Source organism: Sinomonas sp. T428B (assembly GCF_056780155.1).
This window is the reverse complement of the sequence record NZ_JBRAZR010000001.1, coordinates 2,882,524-2,907,902: the sequence shown is the minus strand read 5'-3', so window position 1 is coordinate 2,907,902 and position 25,379 is coordinate 2,882,524. Positions and strand designations below refer to the sequence as shown.

26 protein-coding genes are annotated in these 25,379 nt (G+C 69.4%); 7 read left to right on the top strand and 19 right to left on the bottom strand.

Going from position 1 to position 25,379, the window contains the following annotated elements; all coding sequences use genetic code 11:
* Positions 1-26: 26 nt before the first annotated feature.
* The 18 genes from ACUYMY_RS13415 to ACUYMY_RS13330 form a co-directional block, all read right to left on the bottom strand.
* The gene (locus tag ACUYMY_RS13415; protein ID WP_481704041.1) at positions 27-413 is read right to left on the bottom strand and encodes an Hpt domain-containing protein; all 387 of its coding nucleotides are present in this window, start codon (positions 411-413) and stop codon (positions 27-29) included.
* Positions 414-441: 28 nt separating this feature from the next.
* On the bottom strand, positions 442-1,326 hold the full coding sequence (locus ACUYMY_RS13410; RefSeq protein WP_481704040.1) for a type II secretion system F family protein: 885 nt from the start codon (positions 1,324-1,326) through the stop codon (positions 442-444).
* Positions 1,327-1,336: 10 nt separating this feature from the next.
* On the bottom strand, positions 1,337-2,266 hold the full coding sequence (locus tag ACUYMY_RS13405; protein WP_481704039.1) for a type II secretion system F family protein: 930 nt from the start codon (positions 2,264-2,266) through the stop codon (positions 1,337-1,339).
* On the bottom strand, positions 2,257-3,789 hold the full coding sequence (locus ACUYMY_RS13400; RefSeq protein WP_481704038.1) for a TadA family conjugal transfer-associated ATPase: 1,533 nt from the start codon (positions 3,787-3,789) through the stop codon (positions 2,257-2,259). The genes ACUYMY_RS13405 and ACUYMY_RS13400 overlap by 10 nt, the downstream gene beginning before the upstream one ends.
* Positions 3,786-4,991, bottom strand: a complete 1,206-nt coding sequence (locus tag ACUYMY_RS13395) for a CpaE/TadZ family protein (protein ID WP_481704037.1) — start codon at positions 4,989-4,991, stop codon at positions 3,786-3,788. Before ACUYMY_RS13395 ends, ACUYMY_RS13400 begins: the two co-directional genes overlap by 4 nt.
* On the bottom strand, positions 4,988-5,719 hold the full coding sequence (gene cpaB, locus ACUYMY_RS13390; protein WP_481704036.1) for a Flp pilus assembly protein CpaB: 732 nt from the start codon (positions 5,717-5,719) through the stop codon (positions 4,988-4,990). The genes ACUYMY_RS13395 and cpaB (ACUYMY_RS13390) overlap by 4 nt, the downstream gene beginning before the upstream one ends.
* Positions 5,720-5,742: 23 nt before the next feature.
* Positions 5,743-6,792: a pilus assembly protein TadG-related protein gene (locus ACUYMY_RS13385; protein ID WP_481704035.1), complete on the bottom strand. Its 1,050-nt coding sequence runs from the start codon at positions 6,790-6,792 to the stop codon at positions 5,743-5,745.
* On the bottom strand, positions 6,780-7,151 hold the full coding sequence (locus tag ACUYMY_RS13380; protein ID WP_481704034.1) for a TadE/TadG family type IV pilus assembly protein: 372 nt from the start codon (positions 7,149-7,151) through the stop codon (positions 6,780-6,782). The genes ACUYMY_RS13385 and ACUYMY_RS13380 overlap by 13 nt, the downstream gene beginning before the upstream one ends.
* Before the next feature lie 52 nt (positions 7,152-7,203).
* On the bottom strand, positions 7,204-7,407 hold the full coding sequence (locus tag ACUYMY_RS13375) for a Flp family type IVb pilin (protein ID WP_481704033.1): 204 nt from the start codon (positions 7,405-7,407) through the stop codon (positions 7,204-7,206).
* Positions 7,408-7,661: 254 nt separating this feature from the next.
* Positions 7,662-7,865, bottom strand: a complete 204-nt coding sequence (locus ACUYMY_RS13370; protein WP_481704032.1) for a Flp family type IVb pilin — start codon at positions 7,863-7,865, stop codon at positions 7,662-7,664.
* Positions 7,866-8,103: 238 nt separating this feature from the next.
* Entirely contained in the window at positions 8,104-8,982 is an 879-nt protein-coding gene (locus tag ACUYMY_RS13365) for a type II secretion system F family protein (protein ID WP_481704031.1), read from the bottom strand.
* Between the two features lie 10 nt (positions 8,983-8,992).
* Positions 8,993-9,937 (bottom strand): type II secretion system F family protein, encoded by a 945-nt coding sequence (locus ACUYMY_RS13360; RefSeq protein ID WP_481704030.1) that lies wholly within the window; start codon positions 9,935-9,937, stop codon positions 8,993-8,995.
* A complete protein-coding gene (locus ACUYMY_RS13355) occupies positions 9,930-11,438 on the bottom strand; it encodes a TadA family conjugal transfer-associated ATPase (protein WP_481704029.1) in 1,509 nt (502 codons plus the stop codon). Before ACUYMY_RS13355 ends, ACUYMY_RS13360 begins: the two co-directional genes overlap by 8 nt.
* Complete coding sequence (locus tag ACUYMY_RS13350; protein WP_481704028.1) at positions 11,435-12,631, bottom strand: CpaE/TadZ family protein; 1,197 nt, start codon at positions 12,629-12,631, stop codon at positions 11,435-11,437. The genes ACUYMY_RS13355 and ACUYMY_RS13350 overlap by 4 nt, the downstream gene beginning before the upstream one ends.
* A complete protein-coding gene (gene cpaB, locus ACUYMY_RS13345; protein WP_481704027.1) occupies positions 12,628-13,386 on the bottom strand; it encodes a Flp pilus assembly protein CpaB in 759 nt (252 codons plus the stop codon). The genes ACUYMY_RS13350 and cpaB (ACUYMY_RS13345) overlap by 4 nt, the downstream gene beginning before the upstream one ends.
* Positions 13,387-13,418: 32 nt before the next feature.
* Complete coding sequence (locus ACUYMY_RS13340) at positions 13,419-14,459, bottom strand: pilus assembly protein TadG-related protein (protein ID WP_481704026.1); 1,041 nt, start codon at positions 14,457-14,459, stop codon at positions 13,419-13,421.
* Entirely contained in the window at positions 14,447-14,824 is a 378-nt protein-coding gene (locus tag ACUYMY_RS13335; protein ID WP_481704025.1) for a TadE/TadG family type IV pilus assembly protein, read from the bottom strand. The genes ACUYMY_RS13340 and ACUYMY_RS13335 overlap by 13 nt, the downstream gene beginning before the upstream one ends.
* Positions 14,825-14,919: 95 nt before the next feature.
* Positions 14,920-15,138 carry a Flp family type IVb pilin gene (locus ACUYMY_RS13330; protein WP_481704024.1) on the bottom strand — a complete coding sequence of 73 codons (219 nt, stop codon included), beginning with the start codon at positions 15,136-15,138 and terminating at the stop codon, positions 14,920-14,922.
* 522 nt (positions 15,139-15,660) lie between these two features.
* On the opposite strand from ACUYMY_RS13330, the gene rplM reads away from it, so the two are divergent.
* The 5 genes from rplM (at position 15,661) to glmM (ending at position 21,052) form a co-directional block, all read left to right on the top strand.
* Complete coding sequence (gene rplM / locus ACUYMY_RS13325; protein WP_481704023.1) at positions 15,661-16,104, top strand: 50S ribosomal protein L13; 444 nt, start codon at positions 15,661-15,663, stop codon at positions 16,102-16,104.
* 39 nt (positions 16,105-16,143) lie between these two features.
* Entirely contained in the window at positions 16,144-16,650 is a 507-nt protein-coding gene (gene rpsI / locus ACUYMY_RS13320) for a 30S ribosomal protein S9 (protein WP_481704022.1), read from the top strand.
* 151 nt (positions 16,651-16,801) lie between these two features.
* Positions 16,802-18,478, top strand: coding sequence for a PxKF domain-containing protein (locus ACUYMY_RS13315; protein WP_481704021.1), 1,677 nt, complete (start codon positions 16,802-16,804; stop codon positions 18,476-18,478).
* Positions 18,479-18,816: 338 nt separating this feature from the next.
* On the top strand, positions 18,817-19,692 hold the full coding sequence (locus tag ACUYMY_RS13310) for a hypothetical protein (protein WP_481704020.1): 876 nt from the start codon (positions 18,817-18,819) through the stop codon (positions 19,690-19,692).
* A gap of 10 nt (positions 19,693-19,702) precedes the next feature.
* Complete coding sequence (glmM, locus tag ACUYMY_RS13305) at positions 19,703-21,052, top strand: phosphoglucosamine mutase (protein ID WP_481704019.1); 1,350 nt, start codon at positions 19,703-19,705, stop codon at positions 21,050-21,052.
* Positions 21,053-21,117: 65 nt separating this feature from the next.
* Here glmM and ACUYMY_RS13300 read toward each other — a convergent pair whose 3' ends face one another.
* On the bottom strand, positions 21,118-23,118 hold the full coding sequence (locus tag ACUYMY_RS13300) for a VWA domain-containing protein (RefSeq protein ID WP_481704018.1): 2,001 nt from the start codon (positions 23,116-23,118) through the stop codon (positions 21,118-21,120).
* 230 nt (positions 23,119-23,348) lie between these two features.
* On the opposite strand from ACUYMY_RS13300, the gene ACUYMY_RS13295 reads away from it, so the two are divergent.
* Entirely contained in the window at positions 23,349-23,633 is a 285-nt protein-coding gene (locus tag ACUYMY_RS13295; protein ID WP_481704017.1) for a hypothetical protein, read from the top strand.
* Positions 23,634-23,679: 46 nt separating this feature from the next.
* A complete protein-coding gene (locus ACUYMY_RS13290) occupies positions 23,680-25,374 on the top strand; it encodes an AfsR/SARP family transcriptional regulator (protein ID WP_481704016.1) in 1,695 nt (564 codons plus the stop codon).
* Positions 25,375-25,379: the final 5 nt, after the last annotated feature.

Below are 25,379 nucleotides of genomic sequence, written 5' to 3'. Positions count from 1 at the left end.
CGTCGTGGGTGGCGGGGCGGCAGGTTCTACGTGAGCTCTGCGCCGTTCGTCTCGAGGGCGCGCGCCGTGTCGTCGCCGCAGGCTTCCACGTCGCGAAGGAGGGGGCGCAGCGCCCGGACGCCGCCGGTGCGCAGTCCCGTCTCGAGGCCAGCTGCAAGACCCTCGAGACGGCGCGCCCCCACCATCGCGGAGGACACGCGCATGCTGAGGATGGCATCCATGGCGCCCTCCGCGTCGTCCCGGGAGACGGCAGAAGCGAGCGCCTCGCGGCGGCGGGGCCACATGCCCGCGAACTCGCGGGCAAAGGACGTCGCTGCCCTGGGGCCAATGTCCTCAGCCAGCTCGCGCAGGACCACATGGTCCAGGAGGGGGCCTCCTCGAGCTGTGCTGTCCTCGTTCCCGGACGCGGCCATGATCGACTCCTTGATAAGCATCCGAGACCTACGCTCCTGAGAATATAGCAATCGTGTTGATAACGGCAGGGCCGAGAATTGCGATGAACAGCACGGGGAAGATGAAGAACAGCAGCGGGAAGAGCACCTTCACGGGCAGTTTCATGGCCTGCTGCTCGGCCCGCTGGCGGCGCTTCACGCGGAGCGACCGGGCCTGGACGCGCAGCACGCGGCCGATCGCGATGCCGTACTCGTCCGCCTGGATGACGGCCTGCACGAAGCTGCGGACCTCCGGCACCGTGGTGCGCTCGGCGAGCCCGAGATAGGCCTCGCGCCGGTTGCGGCCCACCTGCATGTCCTGGAGCGTGCGCACGAGCTCCTCCGCGACGGGCCCCTTGCCCGTGCTCCCCGCCCGAGCCAGGGCTGCCTCGAAGCCGAGGCCCGCCTCGACCGAGATGAGCAGCTGGTCCATGATGTTCGGCAGCTCGCGCTGGATGGCGGCCTGCCGCTCCTTCCCGCGGCTGTACAGCAGGAGGTCCGGGATGAAGTAGCCGAGGAACACGAGGAACAGCGCGAGGAGGCGCAGGATCGGCGACGGCCCCGTGACGAGCATGAGCCCGCCTGCGGTGGCCCCGGCCAGCCCGAGGGCAGGCTTGGCCGCGAGGAGCCGGCCGAGAGGCATCGAGGCCGGGCGCCCGGCGAGGGCGAGCATCCTGTCGAGCCGGCGGATGTAGGACTCCGGCGTGAGGGCTCGCGCGATCCGCTCGAGGACGACAGCGCCGCCCGCCGAGGTGGGCGCGGCGCCGGCCGGGGCGAACCCGCGGGTGAGGTTGGTGCGCACTGCCTTGGCCCCGCCGCGGTCCGCGGAGAGGGCCATCCAGCTCAGGGCTGCGACCGGGAGTGCCACGAGGAGGGCTGCGGCGAGGATCAGCATGGTCTCTCTCCTAGAACCTGATAGCGATGAGCTTGCGCAGCCAGAGGCCGCCGATGGTCATGAGCACTGCCGATGCGCCGATCATGGCCCAGCCGAGGGGATCGGTGAACAGGGGGGTCATGTACGAGGGGTTGATCACCATGAGCAAAGTGACGATGCCGAGCGGCAGGGCCATGAGGATGTAGGCGGAGAACTTGCCCTCGGCCGCGAGCGCAGCGATGTGGCCCTTGATCTCGCCGCGCTCGCGGATCGTCTCGTTGACCTGGTCGAGCACCTCGGCGAGGTTGCCGCCGACCTGGCGGTTGATCTGGATGGCCTGCGCGATCCAGACGAAGTCCTCGCTCTGCATGCGCTCGGCTGTCTCCTCGAGGGACTCGAGCAGGTCGCGGCCGAGGGACGTGTCCCGCACGATCCGGCGCATCTCGTGGGCCGTGGGCTCGGGGCTCTCGGCGGCCGCGGCGTCGATCGCGCGAAGGATGCTGTGGCCCGCGCGGAGGCCGCCGGAGAGCAGGTGGAGCATGCTGTCCAGCTGCCCCGCGAAGGCCTTGCGCCGCTTGGCGATGCGCATGCCGACGAGGAAGCGTGGGGCCAAGGGTGCGATCACCGCCAGGAGGAGCCCCAGAGGCAGGCTGCCGAGGACGAGGCCCGCGGCGAGACCGACGAGGGCGCCTGCGCCGGCGAGGATCGTGAGCTCGGCCTGGCCGATCCGCATCCCCGCGAGATCCAGCTTCTCAGGGGCGACGAGCTGCAGCCGCCGGCCGCCGATCCACCCCTGCAGGGCGGTCGTGGCCCCCGCCGCCGCCCGCTCGATGAGCGAGCCCGAGGGGGCATGCGGGCGCCGCCGAGACAGGGGCAGCTTCGCGACGCCGGGCCGGATGGCCAGGACGGAGGCCGCGCCGCCGGCGGCGAGGATGAGCGCGGGGCCGAGGATCAGTTCCATGCCGCCCCCTGGCCGACGCCGACGGGCTGGGCGCCGAAGACGCTCGGGCGCACGTGGATCCCATGGTCCTCGAAGCGCTCGAGGAAGCGGGGGCGGACCCCCGTGGGGATCGGCTTCCCGAGGAACTTGCCGTTGGCGTCGACGCCGGCGGCGAAGTCGAAGACGAACGCGTCCTGGAGCGTCACGACGTCTCCTTCCATGCCCTGGACTTCGGTGATGTGGGTGATGCGGCGCGTGCCGTCGCGCAGGCGCGAGATCTGGACGACGAGGTCCACGGCCGAGGCGATCTGCTCGCGGATGGCCCGCAGCGGCAGGTCCATGCCGGCCATGAGCACGAGGGTCTCGAGGCGCGCGATGGCGTCGCGGGGCGAGTTCGAGTGCACGGTCGAGAGCGAGCCGTCGTGGCCGGTGTTCATGGCCTGGAGCATGTCGAGCGACTCGCCGCCGCGGACCTCGCCGACCACGATGCGGTCGGGCCGCATGCGGAGCGAGTTCTTGACGAGGTCGCGGATCGTGACCTCGCCCTTGCCCTCGGTGTTGGACGGGCGGCTCTCGAGCCGCACGACGTGCTCCTGCTGGATCTGGAGCTCGACGGCGTCCTCGATCGTGACGATGCGCTCGCCGTCCGGGATGAAGGAGGAGAGCACGTTGAGCAGCGTCGTCTTGCCCGTGCCCGTGCCGCCCGAGACGATGACGTTGAGCTTCGCCTCGACGCACGCGCGCAGGAGCTCGGCCATGTCCGGCGTGAACGTGCCGAACCCGATGAGGTCCTTGACCGTGAGGGGGATCTTGCCGAACTTGCGGATCGTCAGCGACGAGCCGCCCACGGCGAGCGGCGGGATGACCGCGTTGACGCGCGAGCCGTCCTCGAGGCGCGCGTCCACGAGCGGGGAGGACTCGTCGATGCGGCGGCCCACGCGGGAGACGATGCGCTCGATCACGGTCCGCAGCTGCGCCTCGGAGGAGAACCGCAGGCCCGAGAGGGTCAGGCGGCCCTTCTGCTCGATGTAGATCTGGTCGTGGCGGTTGACCATGATCTCGGTGACCGTGTCGTCGTCGAGCAGGCGCTGGAGCGGGCCGTAGCCGAGCACGTCGTCCTCGACGTCGCGCAGCAGGCGGGAGCGCTCCTGGGCGCTCAGCGGCACCTGCTCCTCGTCGATGACGTGCATGAGCTCCTCGCGGGCGGCCGCGCGGAGGTCCTTCTCGGTCGCGCCGGAGTCGCCGAAGCGAGCGCCCATGCGCTCGAACAGGGCCGTTGCGGCGCGCTGCTTGATGCCTGCGAGGGCGTCGGCGGGCACGGCCGGGGAGGCCGTCTTCGCCACGGGCGCGAACGTGTTGGCCAGTGCCGTCGAGGTGTTCACCGCTCCGGCCTGGGGCGCTGCGGGCGCCTCGGGGACGGCGACGGACGACGCCGGGGATGCCGCCGCCGTCGTCGGCATCGGTGCGGGCACGGACGCGCCGGGGAGCGGAGCGCCGCCGGGGAGCGCGGCACCCGTGGAGGCGAGGCGTTCGGAGAGCTTCATGCGACCACGACCCGTCGGTGGGAGCGCCGTGCGGCGCGGGAGCTGTCACTGGGGGAGAGCCGCTCGACGACCTCGCCGAGTGCCGCCGTCGCCCGGTCCCCGCGGCGCGGCGACTGGAGGACGGGGATGCCGCGGTTGGTCGAGTAGGCGACCGTGCGCGAGCGTGGCACGCTAACGTCCACGGGAACGCCCAGGGTCACCTCGATGTCCTTGACCGTCAGGCCGACCTTCGGGTCCGCCATGTTGAGCACGAGGTGGCGAGACTCGGGCACGAGGCCCAGGTGGGCGAGGACCTCGAGGCTCGAGCGGAGCCCGCGGACGCCCGGGACGTCCATGCCGGTGACCCAGACCGCGTCCGAGCAGGCCTCGAGGCCCGCGAGGGTGATCTCGCCCAGGCCCGGCGCCGTGTCGATGACGACGTAGTCGAACTGCTCGGCGAGCTGGCCGATGAGGTGGCTGACCTGCTCGGGGGTGATCGAGTCTGCCTCAGCGGGGTTCCGCGGCGCGCACAGGGCGTAGAAGCCGCCCGGGTGCAGCGTGAGGAACGCCTTGAGCACGAGCGAGTCGCGGGCCGCGGCCGGGGTCACGGCGTCGGTCAGGGTGTGCTCAGGCGCGAGGTCGAGGCCCGAGGCGACGTCCCCGAACTGCAGGTCGAGGTCGAGGACGCACACGCGCAGCGGCGCGGTCCGGCCGAGGCCGACGGCGACGTTGGTCGCGAGGGTCGTCTTGCCGACGCCGCCCTTGGGGGAGAAGACGCCGATGACGCGTCCCCGGTGGGCGGTGGATCCCTCCTGCGCCTGGGCGGCGGCGGAGCGGCCGCGGCTCTCGGCGGCCTGGGCGCCGCGCTGGAGGACGACGCGGAGCTGCTCGGCGTCGATGGCGGGGGAGACGACGTCCCGGATGCCCGCGCGCATCGCGGTCAGGGCCAGCTCTGCGTCGGCCTCGGCGGCGAGCAGCATCGTGACTCCGGGGAAGCGGATGTCCATGACGGTCGCGAAGCGCAGGGCCGGCTCGAGGGCCACGCCCGGTCCGATCACGAGGACCTCGGGGACGGCGCCCAGGGCGGCGAAGAGCTCCTCCGGCTGGTCCGGAAGCCCGGCGCCGGCGAGGACGCGCAGCGTGCCCGGCAGCCCGCCGTCGACCGCCGCACCCATGCGCTGGGCGAAGTCGGCGTCCGGGGAGACGAGGACGAAGAGGCTCACTGGTACACCTTCTTCCGGTCGATAGGGCTGGTGGCGGAACGGGTGGCGTCGGCGGGCTCCTTGCTGAGCCAGATGCTGCCGTACTCGGCGGTGAAGACGATCTTCTGGGCCTGCTCGTCAGTCACAGCAACGGTGAACAGGAGCGATCCGGCCGGGAGGGCGGTCCCTGTTTCCGCCGTCTCGGGCTGCGGGGCCCGCTGCACCGAGGTGAGCAGGACCCTGTGCATGGCGAGTGAGGTGCTCTCCGGGCCCTGGCCGGACGGGACGGCGCCGTTGTCGAAGGAGAGGAAGAGGCCCACCGTGTCTCCGGCGGTGAGCCGGCCGCCGACGGCGCGCTGCGGGTCGAGCTGGAAGGAGACCTCCTGGAGGCCCTTGGGCACCGGGACGGTGCCGGGCTGGGCGAGGGTCTCGGGCGAGGCGAGGCGATCGGAGAGGAGCTGCTCGCCCGGCGTGAGCGCCGTCGTCGTGACCGTGCCGGCCTGCCCGTCGAGCGAGGTGAGGGCGGTGGGGACGACCGCGTCGGCCGGGAGGGTGCGCGTCTCGAGGGACGCCGCAAGCTCCTCGACCTTGGTTCCCTCGGGCACCGCCTTGGCCACGACGAGCACCTCGGTGGGCGTGAGTCCGGCCATGGCCCGGCGGTCTGCGCCGCCGGCGTAGGAGAGGACCAGGGCCACGCCGAGGACCGCGGCCACGAGGGCGACGGTGCCAGCGACGAGTCGGGACTTCATGATGCTCCTGAGGGTGAGGGGTGCTAGCGGGTGATGCGGACGACTCGGGTGCCGAGACCGTCGACCGGTCCGAGCGTGTAGCCGTCCGCGAGGGAGACGTAGGTGATGAACTTGCCGATGATCCCGCGGCATTCGCCACGGCACTCGAGCGAGGACGGGACGTCCGGGCTGGTGTTGCGGAAGGTGTTGGGCAGGCTTGAATCGCCGCTGAACTTCCAGCCGACGACCGAGTAGGCGGCGAAGCCCATGAGCGAGTAGACGGCCGAATTGCCGGTTCCTGTGACCGCGGTGAAGACCGGGAGGAGCACGACGACCTTCCGGCCGGCCTGCAGCTCGCTGCCCCACTTGGTCAGCGTCGCCGAGCAGTTTCCGGGAGCGTTGTTGCCCGGGTCGCTGCCGCCCTCGGCGAGGGCCACGTCGATCGAGCCGCCGCACTGGCCGGCGTCCTGGACGAGCCAGCCGAAGCCGCCGGGGGCCACGGCGCCCGAGGGGCCGTAGTTGCAGTCGGGGTTGAGGTTCTTGCCGTGGTCCTGGAGCAGCTGCATGCCGCCGTCGACGAAGCCCTGGACCTGGCAGACCGAGAAGGCCAGCGGGAAGGCCGTCCGGCCGGCCCTCGGGCTGCCCCACACCGCACCGGCCCGCGCGCCCACCGCAGCCTCGGAGCTCCCGAGGACGTTGGCGAGGTAGAGCGCGACGGCGCCCGGCCGCGCACCGGCCTCGAGCGCGCCGGTGACGACGGTGACGCGGCGGGCGGACGTGTCGACCGTGAGGCTCGAGATGAGGCTCGAGGCGTCGCCCGCGTTGCGGTCTGCCAGTTCCTTGGCCAGGGGCGAGCCCTGCACGCACGCGGGGTCCGCCGTGGAAGCCGCGCACTTCTGGGCGAGCGCCAGTGCAGCGGCGTCGGCGCCGCTCTGCAGCTGGGCTCGCTCGGCGAAGAGGAGCCCGCCGTCGACGGCGATGGCTCCGAAGGCGAGGATCACCGGGAGGAGGATCGCCGTGAGGACGGCGATGGCTCCGCGCTCGCGGTGAGCGCCGGCGTCGTGCTTCCGTGCAACCGTGATCAGCCGCCGCACAGCATGACCCCCTTGCCCTGAAGGTTGAACGAGCCGAAGAAGCCCGTGCTCGGAACGGTGTAGGACACCGTCACGGTCACCCGTGTATCGGGAGTGCAGGACGCAGGGGAGACCGTGATCGCCGAGTCGGGGATGGTGCCCAGGGGGGACGCGGCGGACTTGGCTGCCGTGCGGGCTGTCGTGGCGCTGTTTTCGAGGGCCATGGCGCGCACCCCCTCGCGTGCGGCGAAGGTGAGTGTCTGCTCGGCGTTGAAGACGCGGCCGAAGTCGATGATGCCCAGGAGGATGGCCACGAGGACCGGGAGCACGAGGGCCATCTCGACGGCTGCGGCGCCCCGCTCGCGATCGGTCCTGCGCATCGGTCCTCCTCTCGTGTGGTCAGTGGCTGGGATCTTGGGTGTTCCGGAGGGATCAGGAGGTGGGGACCTTGCCGGCCACGTTGTTGAACATGGTCGACAGGTTTCCGCCGAGGGCCGTGACGGCGACGATGATCACGACGGCGATGAGGGCGACCATGATGCCGTACTCGACGGCGGTGGCGCCCTTCTCGCCCGAGACGGCGCGCTCCTTGAGCTTGATGCCGGCGGTGTGCAGGGTGGCGATGAGAGAAAGCACTTTTGCTCCTGTGGGTGCGGTGCGGATGGGGTTGTCGGCTGGCCGATTACCAGTCCCACTCAAGACGATAGGAGTGGATTTCCCATGGACAGAGCGTTCTTGGGGGATGCTCGCAGAAGCCTTGAAGCGGGGTTTTTTCCTGCGCTTTCGCTGAGGGAACGCAGGGCGGTGCGTCTGCCAGAAGTGCCTGGCCGAAAATGAGAACGCCTCCCGGCCGGCAGGACACCTGCGGGCCCGGAGGCGTTCAGGAGGAATCAGGTGGTAGGGATCTTGCCCTTCACGTTGTTGAACAGGGTGCTGAGGTTTCCGCCGAGGGCCGTGACGGCGACGATGATCACGACCGCGATGAGGGCGACCATGATGCCGTACTCGACGGCGGTGGCGCCCTTCTCGCCGGAGAAGGCGCGCTCCTTGAGCTTGATGCCGGCGACGTGCAGGGTGGCGAAGAGAGAAAGCATTTTTGCTCCTGTAGGTGCGAGTGGTTTCTATTCCGGCTGGCTGACCACCAGCTCCACTTATGACGATAGGAGCGCATTTCTCAGGGGCAGAGCGTTCTTGCGGGATGCTTGCAGAAGGCTTGAGCACGGGGTGTTCCTTGCGCTTCCGCTGGGGAAACTTATGGGTTGAGGGCGCGCGAGTAGGAGCCCCCTCCCTGTTCTGGGTACAGGGAAGGGGCTCCGGTCTGAGGGCCCTGCTCTACATGAACGCGTTGACGACGTTTACTGCGGCGGGACCGAGAATGACGATGAAGAATGTCGGGAAGATGAACAGGACGAGCGGGAAGAGGATCTTCACGGGCATCTTCAAGGCGTGTTCTTCGGCCCGCTGTCGGCGTTTCTGTCGCATTTCAAGTGCTTGTGCCCGCATGACGTTGGCGATCGCGATGCCGTACTGGTCTGCCTGAACGACCGCCCGCAGGAAGGTCGTCAGATCAGGGGAATCGGCGCGAGCAGCGAGATCGAGGTAGGCCTCGCGGCGTGACCGGCCCACTTGGATATCCTGGAGCGTCCGCACAAACTCGTGAGCCAGCGGGCCGGTGGTGTTCTGCGCCGCCTTGGTCATTGCGCTTTCAAAGCCGACGCCAGCCTCGACAGAGATCAGCATCTGGTCGAGCACGTTCGGCAGGGCGATCTGGATGGCATGTCGTCGTTTCTTGGCGGTGTTGATGAGCAACAAGTCGGGGAGGAAATAGCCGAATGCGCCAAGTCCGATAAGCAACGCAACCAACGGGCCGGAGAAGTTCGGCAGCAGGAACAGGAGTCCGACCACCAGCCCGCCTGCCGCGAGGATCGTCTTGAACACAATGATGCGTTCGAGAGGCCACGCCTTCGGCCGGCCAGCTCCCGCGAGCTTGCCATCCAGCCAACCGGCGTATCCGACCGGTACTGCCTTATGAGCGAGCCGGGTCAGCGCTTCAGGGATAGAGGCCGCGGAACTCTGGGGGGTATTCTTGGCCAGCCCGAGGTTCTGTTCGATGAGCCGGCGTGACGTGCGGTCGGCGACGACGAGGGCCCACGTCAGGTAGGCGGCAGGCGCCACGACGAGGAGAATGGCGCTCAGGGCGATGATGTTCATGTCTGTGCTCCTAGTACTTGGGCCGAACGAGCCGCAGCATCCAGAGTGTCCCGATGGTGAGCATCACGGCGGCGACGCCGAGCATGATCCAACCCGGAAGCGTCGTGTAGAACACATGCGCGTATGTCGGGTTGATGAACGAGATGACGATCAGGAGGACGACGGGCAGCCCGTCCAAGACGATGGCCGAGAGCCTGCCTTCCGCGGTGAGGGCCCGCACCTGCCGTCCCAAGTAGGCCCGTTCCCGGATCGTATTGTTGACGTTATCCAGAACCTCGGCAAGGTTGCCTCCGACCTCACGCTGTGTCTCGATGGCCTGGGCGGTCCACAAGAAGTCTTGGCTTTTCATGCGCGCCGCGGTCTCGGCCATGGATTCCCCCAGATCTCGTCCGATCCGGGTCTCATTAACCACACGGCGCAGCTCGTCGGACATTGGCTGGGCGGACTGATCCGCGGCGGTGTCGACAGCCCGGAGGAGGCTATGGCCGGCGCGCAGGCTGCCAGTAAGGAGCTGGAGCATGTCGGGCAGCTGCTCGGCGAACTTGCCCTGACGCTTCGAGGCCTTGAGGTTGAGCCAGACGAGCATGCCGATGACAAACAGCACTGCCAAGAGGACACCGAGACCGAGATTGACAAGGAGCGCTCCCAAGACGGCCAGACCGAAGGCGCCGGAAACGCAGATGACGATGAAGCTCGCTGCTGTTAGGGATACACCTGCTTGCTCGAACTTGTCCGCCGCCAAGAGCTTGAGCTGGCGCCCGTGGAGCTGCTTGTTGACAGCTTCCACGGCCTTGACTGCAACCGCGGACAACGCCGATTCGTCCTGCTTGGCCGACTTTGGCCGACGCCGGTCCTTATCAACAGTCCGTCTGGACTTTATCCAAGTGACGACCGCTCCAGCGAGCCCCGCGTACACGCCCGCCAGGCCGATGACGAGCAACAACGTGCTATCCACGGCCCACCCTCCCGAACTGGCTTCCGAAAACCGCCGGACTCAGCGGGATGCCCAGCTCCGCGAAGCGCTCCGTGAATCGAGGACGGACACCTGTGGGGATCGGGCGTCCGAGAAAGCGACCTGATGAATCCACTCCGGCGGTGTAATCGAAGAGGAAGGCGTCTTGGAGAGTGACGACATCCCCTTCCATTCCCTGGACCTCCGTCACGTGTGTAACGCGCCGGGTTCCATCGCGAAGACGAGTCAGATGGACGATGAGGTTCACGGCGGATGCCACTTGTTCACGGATGGCCCGGAGCGGCAGGTCCATGCCAGCCATGAGCACGAGGGTCTCCAGGCGGGCGATCGCGTCGCGCGGGGTGTTTGCGTGGACTGTGGACAGCGAGCCGTCGTGGCCGGTGTTCATGGCCTGGAGCATGTCCAAGGTCTCCCCTCCACGGACCTCGCCGACGACGATGCGGTCGGGCCGCATGCGGAGCGAGTTCCGGACGAGGTCGCGGATCGTGATGGCACCGGTACCCTCGATGTTGGGCGGGCGGCTCTCGAGCCGGACGACATGTTCCTGCTGTAGCTGGAGCTCGACGGCGTCCTCGATCGTCACAATGCGCTCGCTGCGCGGGATGAAGGAGGACAGAACGTTGAGGAGCGTCGTCTTGCCCGTACCGGTGCCGCCCGAGACGATCACGTTGAGCCGGGCAGCGACGCACGCCTGTAGGAGCTCGGCCATCTCGGGCGTGAGCGACCCTATCGAGATGAGTTTCTCGACGCTCAGGGCCTCCTTCGAGAATTTGCGAATGGTGAGGGCCGCTCCGTTGACTGCAAGCGGCGGGATGATGGCGTTGACGCGCGAACCGTCGGCGAGTCGGGCATCGACGAGCGGCGACGATTCATCGATGCGGCGGCCAACGCGCGACACGATGCGCTCGATGACCTTGCGGAGCTGCTCCTCGGACGCGAACGTGGTGGAGGTGGGGGACAGTCGGCCATCGCGCTCGACGTACACTTGGTCCGCTCGGTTGACCATGACCTCCGTGACCGACGGATCGTCGATGTATCGCTGGATGGGGCCCAACCCGAGGACATCGTCCATGACCTCATTGATAAGGCTGTCCCGTTCGCTCGACGTGAGCGGGACGTCCTGCTCGGCGACGACGGTTCTGAGCTCGTTGCGGACGTAATCGTGCAACTGGCGCTCGTCAAGCGACTGATCGGCGATGCGGGCGCCGACGCGCTCGTAGAGATCCTCTGTGACCTGTTCCTTGAGGTCGCGCAGGGCTCGGCTCGATGCCTCGGACATTCCGGGTGCGGAGAGAGTCGCCACCTGCCTGGCCTCGGCGTCGGCTGCGGCCTTCGCGTCGACGCGCACTGACAGCGTCGATGATGGCGTTCTGTCGAGGACTTGGGTGTCCGTCACCACGGTCCCGCTGTGGGGGTCTGCTGTGGCGTCGGGCTTCTCGCCACCGCTGGCCCGTGCGGCCTGGAGCCTATCGAAAAGACTCATTGGAACACCTCCCGGCGATGGGTCTGGCGATGGTTCTTGTCCCACTGCGGCTTGAACCGCTCGGCGAGCGAGCGCAGCCCCTTGGCGACGGGATCCCTCAGGCCGTCCTGGAGCAGGGGGACGCCCCTGTTGGTGCTGAGTGGAATTGCCCGCGAACGAGGCAGCACCACGTCGACGGGGACCCCCAGTGTGGCCTCGACGTCCTTGACGCTGATACCCGCCTTGCGGTCCGCCATATTGAGTACGACGATCCGCTTCTCCGGCAGGAGGTGCAGATCCTCGAGGACTTCCAGTCCCGTCTTGAGGCCGCGGACGCTGGGGATGTCCATCCCGCAGACCCAGACGCCGTCGGTCGCCTGCTCGAGGACGGCAAGCACGTGCTCGCCGAGCCCAGGGGAGGTGTCGATGACGACGAACTGGAACTGCGTAGTGAGATGCTTGATGAGCTCCGCGACGACCGGAGCGCTGATGCGGTCCGCATCCGCCGGGTTCCTTGGCGCGCAGAGCGCATAGATGCCCGCGGGATGCGCCGTCAGGTACGTCTTGAGGGAGAGGACGTCCTGCGGGCCGGTCGCCGCGTCGACGATCGTCCGCTCTGGGGTTAAGCCAAGGCCGCTTGCGACGTCGCCGAACTGCAGGTCGAGGTCGACGACGACCGAGGACATCGGCGCGATCCTGCCGAGAGCCACCGCGATATTTGTCGCGATGGTGGTCTTGCCCACTCCGCCCTTGGGCGACATGACCGCGATCACACGGCCTTGCCCCTGTTCCAGTCTGGATGCCCCCTCCGCGAACAGGGAGCCAGCAGACCGCGTGGCAGCCGCCTGGGCGGCCTCCTCGAGATGGTCTCGCAAGATCTTGGAGTCCATGTCCGGGGCCACAAGGTCCCGTACGCCAGCACGCATGGCCGACAGCGCAAGATCAGGCGTGGCCTGTGCGGCATAGACCGTGCTGACGTGAGGCATGACGACATCCAGCGCGGCGGCAAACCGCAGGACGTCATCGGTGCGCAGGTCCGGCCCGAGGACGAGGACTTCGAGCGGCTCGCCCACGAGTTGACCTATGACATCGGAAACGTCGGCGGGGAGGTAGTCAGCCTGAAAGGCCTGGAGGGAGCCGGCCAAGCCAGCTGCGGCCAGCCGGGTCTTGTGTTCGAAATCCGCATCAGCGGTGATCAGGGCGAAGCGGCTCATCGGAACACCTTCGTCCGGTCGACTGTCCCTGCGTTGTTCTCGAGGGCAGTGCCGGGTTCTTTCGAGAGGTAGATGGTGCCAAATTCGACCGCGAAAACGAGGCGTTCCGCCTCGGCTGCCGGCCGAGCAAGCGTCACGAGGTACACCCCGCCGCCGGATTCACTGGACTTGGCGCCTCCCGAAGCCTTTTCCGAAGCCGCAGCGGAGTTGTCGGGAGCTGCTGCTCCTGATCCTAGCTGCACGCCCGTGACCAAGACCTTGTGGAAGGTGAGCTGGGTCTGGCCTCCGTTCGCGCCCTCACCGGAGAGCGAGATGAACACGCCAACGGTGTCGCCAGCGGAGAGCGCCCCCCCGACGACGCGCTCGATCGGAAGCCTGACGGTCACCTCCTGCATGCCCTCGGGGACGGCCACGCGGCCCTTCCCCTCGACCTCATCGGGTGACGAGAAGCGGGAGGCCAGGAGCACTTCGCCCGGCTGGAGGGCAACGGCGGCGACTTTCCCCTGGAGGTCGTTGAGATCTGTCACGGCCCCGTCAGCAAGTGCGGCAGCAGGCAGAGACTTCTTGGTGACCGCGTTGCCCAGCGCTGCAGCCGGCGTATTGGCGGCAACTGTTGCCTGCACGACGTAGACCTCACGGGTCTCCGTGCCGGCGAAGGCGCGACGCTCGGCGCCATTAACGTAGGTAATGAGAAGTACGGTGCCGATGATTGCGACAATCAAAGCGGCCACGCCTCCCAGTAGGCGGGTCCTCACGGGAATCTCCTTAGGTTAGTGATGAGTTCGTGCTAGTCGATGAGCTGATAGCTCTCGGTGCCGTAGTTGCCGCCACCAAGCTGCTCCCACGATTCGAGGGATTCGAACTTGACAAAGCGGCCGATGATGCAGCGCTCGCTGCCCGCGCAATTGACGTTGGAGGGGAGCGAGGCCGGGATGTAAGTGAAGGGCTTGTTGCCCCCACCACTGAACTGCCAGCCGGCGATCTCGAGCGTGGCGTAGCCCAGGATGTGGTACTCGGCCTTATTTCCCTGGTACGCGGCGTAGTCGAAGATCGGGAAGGAGACCTCGACGCTCTTGCCGGCCTGGAGATCGGTGACCCAGCCTTCCAGGACTGGCTTGCAGTCGGTGTCGGTGCCGGTGTTGCCGGGATCAGACGCGATGGTTTCGTCCACCGCAGTCGCGGCCTCGCACGAACCTGACTCCTTAAGCCAGCCCCATCCCCCGGGGATGGTCTGACCGCTCGCGTTGCGCGTGCACTCGTGGTCGGTTGTCGAGCCGGCGTTCTTGCCGGCGCCGGGCTTGTATGAGAATTCCTGGAGGTCGCCGGATTGCGCGCCGCTCGAGAGGTCGAAGCATGTGTTCGACAGCGCCAGTGGGAAGCCCTTCCCTGCTCCCGGGTAACCCCATTCCGCCGTTGCTGCGGCCTCGACCTGCGCCGAGACCATGCCGAAGATCGGCGCGAGCACGAGGGAGAGACCCGATGCAGGCGTCGACGACTGGACCGTCACGGTTGTGCTCGATGGAAACGTCACTGAGGCAGGGATCGTTGTTCCGTGGTTCGAGTTCGCGGGGGTGTATTGCGCCGCAAGCCCGTCGGCAGAGCTCGTGCAGCTCCCAGGGTCCTTGACGCAATTGCCCGCGATCGCTAAGGCCGAGGCGTCCGCACCGTTCTGCAGCTGCGCCTTCTCGGCCGCCATCCGGCCGATGTCGACCGCCAAAGCGCCAAAACCGATGAGGGCAACCATGAGGACCGCGACGATGACGGCCACGGCTCCGCGTTCGTCGGCCCGGGGCTCCTGGTTCTTGCGGATACCTATCAGCCGCCGCATCGCATGGCTCCTATTCCAGTGAGATCGACGGGGCCCCACCCGAACCAGTTGCCCGTGAGCAGGTCCAGCTGGCCCGTGACCGTCGACGTGACTTGGGACTCCGAAGTCGGGCAGGTTCCGGCATCGACGGCGATCGTGTATCCGGCCGCGACATTTTGTGCGGCACTGGACGCCTCAGTGGCGTCCTTAGTGATCGCCATTGTCCTGGCTGCTTCGCGGGCGGCATTGGAAAAGACAATTTGGGCATTGTAAATGCGCCCGAATTCGATAATTCCGAAGACGAGCGTCAGCAAGATTGGCAGAATGAGTGCGAACTCGACGGCGGCAGCGCCGCGGTCACGGTCCCCTCTATCTGAAGCTGTCATGGCTCCCCCGGTTGAATGATGGGAATAGGGTGCGGCGAGCGCCGTGAGATGTTCGGGACCTCATGGCGCTCGCCGCGCGACGGAAGGGCTAGAGGCTACTGTCCGGCGGGTGCGGGTGCGGCCGGGAGTGCGTCGCTGACCTGCTGGAAGAGGGCTGCGATCTGGGGCCCGAGAACCGCGACCACCACCATGACGAGGACGGCGATGAAGGCGACCATGATGCCGTATTCCACCATGGTCGCTCCCTTCTCCTTCTCGTTCTTGCCCGTGATGTCGTTCCAGAAGGTCATAAGGGAGACCAGAAACTTGTCCATGATTTTGTCCTTTGCATTAGGTGATGCGGGTGGATTTCGGTCCCTTGAGCGGCGTCCCCCAAATTAGGTCCGCCGGGTTCCGATGCACTAAGCATTCCGGCCGGAAAAGTTGAAAACCATCCGTAGTGGTACTCGACTTCGGGACAAAACAGATGTTTTGTATACGTGGCGCGAGGGGAACCTACTCGGTTCCGCGGATGGGGGTTACTTGGACGCCCGCTGGCTGTACTCGGAACTCGGCCCCGGATCCCTTGCAATCATTGGGGAGAGCGCGAGAGCCCTCCCGCCAGCTCGCTTTGACCCGCCAAGTGGCCCCGGGGTACCCTTGATAGTCGTTGTGCGTGTCCTAGCTCGATGGTGCGCGCCGCGGGAGTGTCCAGTTGCAGGACGCCGGCTCCCGGGGCGCATTCGAGACACACGGGATGACTGGTCTGGGAGCCCTCACCTCTGGTCCGGTAGCGCACCGAAGAACGGGGTGTATCTCACCGGCGCCCCACCAGACCAAGAACGAAGGCAATAACTGTGCGTACGTACACTCCGAAGCCCGGCGACGCCGACCGTCAGTGGCACGTCATTGACGCCACCGACGTCGTCCTGGGTCGCCTTGCCAGCCAGACCGCAACACTGCTGCGCGGGAAGCACAAGCCGACCTTTGCGTCCCACATGGACATGGGCGATTTCGTCATCATCATCAACGCTGACAAGGTCGCCCTCACCGGCGCCAAGCTGCAGCAGAAGCGCGCCTACCGCCACTCGGGCTTCCCGGGCGGTCTGACCTCGGTCACCTACGCCGAGCTCCTCGAGAAGAACCCGGTGCGCGCCGTCGAGAAGGCCGTCAAGGGCATGCTCCCGAAGAACAAGCTGGCCGCCCAGCAGCTGTCCAAGCTCAAGGTCTACGCGGGCCCGAACCACCCGCACGCTTCGCAGCAGCCGAAGACCTTCGAGATCACCCAGGTCGCCCAGTAGTCCTGGCCACTACCTAGACATTCACCAAGGAGAATCACTGTGGCTCAGAACGAAGAGCTTGCCCCGGCCGCTGAGGCCGAGGAGAACCTGACCAGCTACACGAGCGAGAGCGCCCCGGCCGGCGAGGCCGCCGTCAAGCGCGAGCGCCCCGCCCTCACGGTCTCCGGCGCTGCTGTCGGCCGCCGCAAGGAGGCCGTGGCCCGTGTCCGCGTTGTCCCCGGCTCCGGCCAGTGGACCATCAACGGCCGCTCGCTCGAGAACTACTTCCCGAACAAGCTGCACCAGCAGGAGGTGAACGACCCGTTCAAGCTCCTCGACCTCGAGGGCGCCTACGACGTGATCGTCCGCATTCACGGCGGTGGCCCCTCGGGCCAGGCCGGCGCTGTGCGCCTCGGTGTCTCGCGCGCTCTCAACGAGATCGACGTCGAGAACAACCGCCCGGCCCTCAAGAAGGCCGGCTTCCTGACCCGCGACGCCCGCGTGGTCGAGCGCAAGAAGGCCGGTCTCAAGAAGGCCCGCCGCGCGCCGCAGTACTCCAAGCGCTGATTTCAGCCTTCTGGAAGGCCCGTCCCGCATTTGCAGGGCGGGCCTTCCCGCTGTCCTGAAGTCGAGTACCCCACACCCCCGGCAAGTGGTGCCTTTCGACACCGCGCTCCGTAGAGTCCCCCCACTCGCACCTACGACCCCTGGGGGACACATGAGCACTTCCCGCGCGCGATCACGCGCCCTCACCACGGCCGCCGCTGCCTCTCTCGCAGCCGCGGCGTCCTTGGTGGCCATCCCGGCCTACGCCGACACGCTCGCCGCCGACGGCGACACGCTCACCCCGGGCGCCGACGTCGCCCTCGGCGAGATCCCGTGCGGCCAGGCTGTCCCGTTCGACGCCGCGCTCGCCCTCGTGCGCGCGGGCGTCCCGGGCACGACGCCGGTCTTCGCCAATGGCGCGACCGTCGCCTTCGACGCCGGCACCGCCTCGGGCATGCCCCAGGGCGCATGGCTCGGCTACCCCAACGACTGGCCGGTCATCCAGCTCCCCGAGGACTGGAGCTCTCTGCCCGACGGCACCGTGAGCCCGGCCGCCCACTACCAGATGTCCCTCGAGTCGACCGTTGAGGGCCCCGGCGAGGTGACCCTGCGCTGGTACGCCGGCGGGCCGTCGGCGAACACCGCAGAGGAGGGCGCCTTCGTCACCGCGGACCACCGCATCACGTGGACGACCGTCGGCTGCAGCACCAACACGCCCCCGACGACGCCAGGCCAGGTGCAGGCCAGCACCACCGTGACCCGCACCGGAGTGGGCCTGAGCTGGGCCCCCTCCGTCGACCCGGACGGCGACGCCCTGACCTACACCCTCGAGACCCGCGACCAGGACGACGCCGCGTGGAGCACGGTCCTCACCGGCCTGGCCGGCACCGCCGTCACCCTCGCCCAGCCGCCGGAGGGCCGCCGCGCCTACCGGGTCATAGCCGTCGAGCAAGGCACCCAGACGCAGAGCCTGCCGGGCACGCCCGCGGCGACGATCGTCGTCGACCGCGGCGTCCCGAATTCGCCGACGGCGACGACGAGCCGCGCGCCGGAGTACACCACCCCGGGCGGCACGCGCTGGTGGCGCGACAACGTCGGCATCACGTTCGCCTCCGCGGGCGACGCGAAGCTCCCGGACGGCTCGGCCGGCAGCGGCGTCGTCTCCGTCACGGGTACGACGACGGTGGCCGCGGCGGGTGCCTTCACGCGCACCGGCACGGCCACCGACGCCGCCGGCAACACGGCGTCGTCGACCGTCTCCGGCGCGCTCGACGCCGTCCACCCCTCCGTCGCGCTCGCCTGCCCCGCCGAGGCGACGCTCGGCTCGTCTGCGTCCGCGGCCTGGACGGCGTCGGACGAGGCGGGCGGCTCGGGGCTCGCGACGGCGGCGGCCGGGCAGCTCGCCCTCGACACCTCGACCATCGGCACGCGCACCGCGACGCTCGCCTCGGGCCAGGTGCGGGACCGCGTCGGGCACTGGTCCGAGGCCGCCGGCTGCTCGTACCGGGTCGTCTACCCGTTCCAGGGCTTCTTCCGCAGCGTGGACACGGACCGGGTCAATACCGCCAAGGCCGGGCGGGCCGTTGCGCTGAGCTTCAGCCTGGGCGGGAACCGCGGGCTCGGCGTGCTTGCCGAGGCGCCGACGTTCACGGTGACGGGCGGGCCGCTCGCGGGCGAGGAGATCGTCCAGTCCGGCAAGCTCCCCGGGCCGGGGCTCACCTACGACGCCGCCACGGGCCAGTACACGTACCTGTGGCAGACCGACCGGACATGGATCAACCGGAGCGGGACCGTCGCGCTGCGGCTCGCCGACGGCACGGTGCACACGGCCGTGTTCTCGTTCAAGTAGCGCCAACCGAGTACCAGGGGGCCTCGGAGTGCGTACACCCGAGGCCCCTGTAGGTACTCAAAAAGCGGTACTCGACTTGCCAAACCAGTGGTGCGTTAGCCCCCGCAGGGGGACAGACTTCTCTACATCGACTTCCCCGACGGGCCCAATGAAGGGACTCAGATCATGGACCGCAGCCGCCATACCACCGCCGAAGCCGCCTCCTTCCTGGTGGTCCTGGGTGGGGGAGCTGCAGTCACTGATGCCGCCGGCAGAGGGACTGCGTCTGCGACGGCGCCGTCCTGTTCCTTCAAGTAGAAATCTCCAGGGACATGTCCCGTTTCAGAAAGGGGAGTTCCATGGCCCACTCACTCATTCCGAGCAGGCGGCTCGGACGTCCGGCACCGCTCTCCCGCACCGGCGGGGCCGAGCCAATGGAGTCGGCCCAGCACTGCCGGCTCGACTGGATCGGCGAGGAGCTGGCGGCCCTCGGGCCCTATGTCGAGGAACTCAGGGGCCGCGTCGCGGCCCTCCGCGCGGCAGGCAACGATGCCGAGGCCCGCGCGCTGCACGCGAGGGCGGTCTGCGAGGCAGGCCGTACCCTCGTCACTTTGGACCTCGCTCGCACCGACGTGCGGCGCAGGGGACGGGCGGAGGAGCTGTGGGGGGACGTCACGGGCAGCGTGGTCTACGCGTTCGTGACGTCTAGCTCTCCCTCGACCGTCGGGGAAGTGAGGCGGGAGGTGCGGCGGCTGCTGGGGGCGCCGTACCCGGGCGAGCCCTACGACCCGGAGCTCGCCCTGTGGCGGGAGTTCCTGCGCTCATGCGTTGAGGGCCACCACGCGGGCGATCCCGCGCCGGAGCCGGCGCCGCACATGCCCGGGACGACGGGCCGGTCCTGGCCCGGGAGCCAGGTGGTCGAGCTCGTCTCGGCGATGCACCGGCTCGGCCTGCTCTCGGTGGCCGGAGCCTACGCCGCGGCGCGGGTCTGGGGAGTCGTCGACATCACGGACAGGACCTCCTGGGAGGCTGCCTGGTACCGCAACGCCGAGGTCCTCGAGCTCGCCATCCCGGAGCCGCGCCTCGCCGCCGAGGAGCTCACGGGCGCCGTCCGCGCCGTCCTCGACGACTGGACCTTCCCGCTGCTCGGGATGGACCTGCCCGCGGCACAGCCGGCCCAGGCCCCGCGTGCCATAAAGGAGGGCGTGTGGTTCCGACGTCGGCGCACTACGTAGACTTGGCCGGGTGACTAGGCTCTTCGGCACAGATGGCGTGCGTGGGCTGGCCAACGGCCTGCTCGACGCGCAGCTCGCACTCAAGCTCTCCCAGGCGGCCGCCGTCGTCCTCGGACACCGGCAGGTGGAGGGCGGCACCCGGCCCCGCGCCGTCGTCGCCCGCGATCCGCGGGCGTCCGGCGAATTCCTCAGCGCCGCCGTCGAGGCGGGCCTCGCCAGCGCTGGCGTGGACGTCTTCGACGCCGGCGTCCTCCCGACCCCGGCGGCCGCCTACCTCGTCGCGGACCTCGGCGCCGACTTCGGCGTCATGATCTCCGCGAGCCACAACCCGGCCCCGGACAACGGGATCAAGTTCTTCGCCCGCGGCGGGCACAAGCTCCCCGACGAGACCGAGGACGAGATCGAGGCGCTGCTCACGGCGGAGCCGCTGCGCCCGACCGGCGGCGCGGTCGGCCGCATCCAGCGCTTCTCGGACGCCGAGGACCGCTACATCGTCCACCTCCTCACCACGCTCCCGCACCGGCTCGACGGCCTCACCGTGGTCCTGGACTGCGCGCATGGCGCCGCGGCCGGCTGCTCGCCGCAGGTCTTCAAGGACGCCGGCGCGAAGGTCATCGTCATCGGCGCGGAGCCGGACGGGCTCAACATCAACGACGGCGTCGGGTCGACGCACCTCGAGCAGCTCCAGGCCGCCGTCGTCTCCCACGGCGCGGACCTCGGCATCGCACACGACGGCGACGCGGACCGCTGCCTCGCCGTCGACCACGAGGGCGCGGTCGTGGACGGCGACCAGATCATGGCGATCCTCGGCCTGGCCCTCAAGGAGGCGGGCAAGCTCAAGGACGACGTCCTCGTCGCGACCGTCATGAGCAACCTCGGCCTCAAGATCGCCCTGCGGAACGCCGGCGTCTCGATCCGCGAGACCGCCGTGGGCGACCGCTACGTGCTCGAGGAGATGCGCGCCAACGGGTACTCGCTCGGCGGCGAGCAGTCCGGGCACGTCATCTTCTCCGACTACGCCACGACCGGCGACGGCGTCCTCACGGGCCTCCAGCTCGCCGCGCGCATGGCGGGCACCGGCAAGACGCTCAAGGAGCTCGCCGCCGTCATGACGCGCCTGCCGCAGGTGCTCATCAACGTCAAGGGCGTGGACAAGGCGCGGGTCGCGGCGGACGACGGCGTGGCCGCGGCTGTCGCTGCGGCCGAGGCCGAGCTGGGGGAGACCGGGCGGGTGCTCCTGCGCCCCTCGGGCACCGAGCCCGTGGTCCGCGTGATGGTCGAGGCGGCCGATGAGGAGACCGCCCACGCGATCGCCGAGCGGCTCGCGGGGGTCGTGCAGAGCCAGCTCGCCCTCGCGTAGGTCTCTTCAGGGCAGGGGAGCGGGGCCGGCACCAGGTGTCGGCCCCGCTCCTTTTAACTGCCCGCCTACTTGTGGATGATGATCTGGCCCTGGCTGATGGCCGTCGCCGGGGCCGCGTCGTCGCCGCCGCCCAGGTTGCTGTCGTAGACCACCGCGTCAGCGGCGTCGGTGATCTTGATCCGGAACCTGTCCGGCGTACCGTCCTCGGCGGTCAGCAGGAACCTGTAGCCGCTGACCCCGTTGACCGTGCCGGCGCCCTTGTAGATCGCCTTGTTCCCCGCGACCACGAGCCAGTCGTAGCCCGTGGACTTGAAGTTCAGCGACCCGGCGTGGAACTGGAACTCGGTGTTGCCCGACGGCGTGGTGGCGCCCTTGTTGTACTTCGAGACGAAGCCGAAGGTCGCCTTGCCCGTGAGTGTCGGGTCCGGGGTGTACGCGCCGGCCGGGGAGTTGATCCAGCCGCCGCCGGTCACGAAGCCCGCCGACGGGTCGTAGACCACGACGTAGGTGCCGGCCGCGACGGAGTCCGAGCCGCCGTCGTCGTCCGTGACCGTCGCCGAGACCCAGTACAGGCCAGCGGCCGTGAAGGCGTGGCTGCCGGAGCCGCTCGTGCTGCCCGCGGGGAGCGCGACGTCCGACGACGTGGCGTCGCCCCAGTCGAAGTGCGCCGTGAACGTGTCCGCCGCGCCCGGGTCGGTGAAGCCGAAGGACGCCGTCACGGGCGTGCCGACGGGGACCGGGCCGTAGGTGTCGAGGGTGAGGGCGTCGGCGTCGGGCGCGACGTTGGTGACCGTCACGGTCGGGGTCGCGACCGCCGTCGCGGTCCCGCCGAGCACCGTGCGGGACGCGCTGACCGTGAGCTGGTCCGCGCCGTCGTCCAGGCCCGCGTAGTCGACGGTCGGGCCCGAGGTGCCGAGGAGCGAGCCGATGGCCGGGGCGTCGTCCGCCCACGTGATCGTGTCGTAGTTCGTGGCCGTCGCGGTGAGCGCGACCGTCGAGCCCTCGGGCACCGAGGCGTCCGGGACCGAGACCGTCGGGCAGCCCGTGACCTCGACCGTGACGGGGGCGAAGCCGACCGTGGCGCCCTGGTCGTCCGTGTAGGCGATGGAGGAGTGGATGTCCTTCGTGCCGCAGGTCGTCGCGGCGTGGGCCACGGTGTAGGAGAGGGTCGCGTTCTCGTCGCCGAGGTCGCCGATGTTCCACGTGATCTGGTTCCCGGCGATCGCCGCGGAGCCCTTCGATGCCGTGATGTTCGGTGCGGCGGCGAACACGAAGTCGGGGGAGAGGGTCGCGGTCACGCTCGCATTTGTCGCCCCCGGCAGGGTCACGCCGGCCACGAGATCGTCGACGAGGTCCGCGAGGCCCGCAAAGTCCGCCGTGCTGAAGACCCGTGAGGGATCGCCGGCGATGCTGCCGAGCTCGCCGGGGTTCGCGCCGGCGACGCCGACGGCGTACGTGACGATGCCCTGTGCCCGTGCGTTCGCGGCCGCCGTGCTCGTGGCGCCGGGGTCGTTGCTGAACCCGTCGGTGAGCGTGATCATCACGAGGTTGCGGGACGGATCGGCCCCGAGCATCGAGGTGGCCAGATCGATGCCTTCGTTCGTGTAGGTCAGGCCGCCGAACAGGCGGTTCGGGAACGCGGCATCGAGCTGGGCGTGGTTCGTCGTGAGCGCGACTTGGGTCGTAGCGTCGTCGGAGTACTTGACGATGCCGGCGCGGCCGCCGTTCGTGAAGAGGCCCTCGGTCACGAGGCCCGCAAGGACGTTCGTGTTGAAGGTGGCCATCTGCGAGTGCTCGCCCGCATCGATCGAGCCGGACTCGTCCACGACGAACACGACGTCCGTGGGCGTGGTCTCGATCGTGGACTCGCCGTCGAGGGTCAGGGTGACGGTGGTCTCGCCGCCGAGGTCGATCGGATCGGGGGCGTTGCCAGAGCCCGGGGTCGGGGCGGCGAAGGCCGTACCGGGGGCCGCGACCGTGGCGATCGAGAGGACAGCGGTGGCCGTGGCCGCCGCGAGGACGCGCCGAAGCCGCGTCTGGGCATGGCGGGGTAGGGACATGGACATGCGGAATCTCCCAGGGTGGGGCACGCGCAAAAGGCGTGCGTCATCAGGTGCGATGAGTGCCGGCCGCGAGGAGCTCGGCCGGTAGTTGCGGGACGTCAGGTGCTGAGTCGGTGCTGGCCCAGCATCCCCATGCCGGGCCGGCGGAATAAATCCTACGACTGGATTAATTGGCTGGCAAGGCTGGATTTCGTCACCCGATGGCTCACACGGTGGCTGCGGATGCTGGAGCCATGGAACTCAACGACCTCCTCACCAGCACCGCCTACCGCATCGACGCCGAGGGCACCCGCACCCAGTCCCGCATCCTCGACGTCCTCGCCGCCGCCGTCCGCCGCATCGCGCCCGGCGCCGCCGCAGCCCTCGTCGACTGGGAGGGCACCGAGATCGCGCGGCAGCGGGCGTTCGGGATCGTCCACGGGATCGTCCTGCACGAGCTCGACGAGCGGGACCGCGACATGGTCCTGTTCAGGCTCGATTCCCTCGCCGCCTCCCGCGCCCTCGCCCGCGTGGCGTGAGTCCTGCTAGGTTGGCCGTGTGCTCCGGGTGCGCCTGATCGGCAGCATGTCCCTGGAACGCGACGGCGTCCCCCTGCCGGCACCCCGCGGCCGCAAGTCGTGGGCCGTGCTCGCCAGGCTCGGCCGGACCGCCAAGCCCCTTCCGAGGCACGTCCTCGCCGACGAGCTCTTCGCCGACGCGGACGATCCCCTCGGCGCCCTCCGCTGGACGCTCGCGGAGCTCCGCCGCGCCGTCGGCCTTCACGAGGCATTCCGCGGCGACCCGCTCCCGCCCCTCGTCTCCGCCGGCATCGAGACGGACGTGGGCGAGCTCGCCCGCGGCGTCCTGCCCGAGCCCTGGCCGGAGGGCCGGTTCCTCGAAGGGCTCGACGCCGGGGCCGGGGCGTCCTTCGCGGCATGGCTCGCCGTCGAGCGGCACCGCGTGGACGGCGAGCTGCTCGCCGCGATGCGCGGCGAGGCGCTGCGGGCCCTCTCAGGACGGGAGGCCGAGCGGGCCGTTGCGCTGGCAGGCGCCATGGTCCGGCGCGCCCCCTACGACGAGGGCCACCACGTCCTGCTCGTCAAGGCGCTCGCGCAGTCCGGGGACGTCGACTCCGCCGTCCGGCAGGCCGAGGCCTCCGAGCGGCTCTTCGCCCGCGAGCTCGGCGTGACGGCGTCCCCGGCCATCCGCGCCGCGACCCGCCCGAGCTACGCCGCGCCCGTGCCGGGCGTCGGGCAGCGCACCATTGCGACATCCCAGCTCGAGGCCGGCCTCGCCGCGCTCGCGGCCGGGGCGGCCGATGCAGGGGTCGAGTGCCTGCGCTCCGCAACCCAGGCCGCCGAGCTCGCGGGCGACGCGCGGCTGTTCGCCCGTTGCCTCACCGAGCTCGGCACGGCGCTCGTCCACGCCGTCAGGGGATACGACGACGAAGGCGCCGTCCTGCTCAGCACCGCCCTCGAGCGCGCGGGCGCGGCAGGCGACGGGCAGCTTGCCGCGAAGGCCTACTCCGAACTCGCCTACACGGACATCCTGGCGGGCCGGCGGGCGAGCGCCACGCAGAACCTCGCGACCGCCGAGACCCTCGCGGGCGAGGACCTCGCGCTCCGCGCAGCGATTGCGGGGTTCGCCGCGATGAACCTGCACGACGGCGGGGACGCCCGGGCCGGGGCGGAGCGCTTCGGTGAGGCCCTTGAGCTGAGCCGGGCGGCGGGTGCCGCGCGGCGGGAGGCCTGGGTCCTGGGCCTGGGTGCCCGGAGCCTGTACGCGCTCGGCCGGATCGGTGATGCATCACAGTGGGCCAGGGACTCGTGCCGGGCGGCCGACCACGAACGGTGGACCGCCTTCCGGCCCTGGCCCGAGGCGTGGCTCGGCCACATCGACCTGACCCTGGGACGCGACCCCGTGAGCGTGCGCGAGTCGGCCGAGGCGACGTTCGTCCTCGCCCGCCAGATCCAGGACCCGTGCTGGGAGGGCCTCGCGGCCAAGACCGTCGGCCTGACGCACCTCGCCACCGGCGACCCCGCGACGGCCCTGGCCTGGATGGAGAACGCCGCGACCCTGTGCCGGCGCGTCACGGACTCGTACCACTGGCTCGACGTCGAGATCCTCCTCGCACTGGCCGAAGCGGCGTGGGCCGATGGCCGCGCGGAGCGGGCCGTCGGCGCCGCCCACCGCGCGCTCGGCCTGGCCGCGGAGGGGGCCATGGAGGCGCACGTCGTGCGCGGCCAGGCATTCCTGGCACGAACCGCCGGTGCCGCCTGATCCTT